Raw genomic sequence first — 750 nt, forward strand, 5'->3', positions numbered from 1 at the left:
CCACTAACACGACACACACGATTACCGATGACAGCTTTGACGGCCGTTTGGTAAAATTTGATTTAAACCCGAGACATACGCTCGCGCTTTGCCGCGATGCCGCTGCCGGTCATCGACTGGACGTTGGCCCGCGCCCGGATTACCTTCCATCCGCAGTATTCCGCAGCCCTCGATGGAGACCGCGACAATGACCCTGCATGGCGACGCCCTGAAAATCGCGATCGAACAGACACGGACAAAATGGGGATGGTTTGTCGCGCTCGGTGTGCTGCTGCTCATCTTCGGCGGCATTGCCTTCGCCAACCTGTTCGTCGCCACGGTGGCTTCCGTCTACGTCGTGGGATGGCTGATGCTGATGGCGGGCATCATCGAGATCGTGCACGCGTTCGGCGTCAAGACCTGGAGCCGCTTCTTCTACTGGCTGCTCAGCGGACTGCTGTACGCCGTTGCCGGCTTCTTCGCTTTCGGCAATCCGTTGCTTGCCTCGGCGGTGCTGACATTCCTGCTGGCGATTGCGCTGGTCGCGTCAGGGGTGCTCAGGGCCTGGGTCGGCTACAGCCATCGGCCGGAACGCGGCTGGGGCTGGATCGTCGCTGCCGGTGTCATCACCGCGCTTGCGGGCCTGATCATCGCCATGGGCTGGCCGGTCAACAGCCTGTGGGTGCTCGGTCTGTTCCTGGCGATCGATCTGATCTTCCAGGGCTGGACCTTCATCGCCGTTGGCCTGGCACTGAAGAAGTAGCTTAAAAT

Annotated in this window: 1 protein-coding gene; it reads left to right on the plus strand. The window is 60.8% G+C overall.

Annotation, left to right across the window (positions count from 1 at the left end):
- The first annotated feature begins 187 nt into the window (after positions 1 to 187).
- Positions 188 to 742 (plus strand): HdeD family acid-resistance protein, encoded by a 555-nt coding sequence (locus EN994_RS33925; protein WP_013532362.1) that lies wholly within the window; start codon positions 188 to 190, stop codon positions 740 to 742.
- Positions 743 to 750 lie beyond the last annotated feature (8 nt).

The organism is Mesorhizobium sp. M7A.F.Ca.CA.002.09.1.1 (assembly GCF_003998555.1).
GTDB classification, from domain to species: Bacteria; Pseudomonadota; Alphaproteobacteria; order Rhizobiales; family Rhizobiaceae; genus Mesorhizobium; species Mesorhizobium ciceri.

Coding starts and splice junctions, on each gene's coding strand:
- EN994_RS33925 (WP_013532362.1), top strand. CDS start 188: ATGACCCTGCATGGCGACGCCCTGAAAATCGCGATCGAACAGACACGG.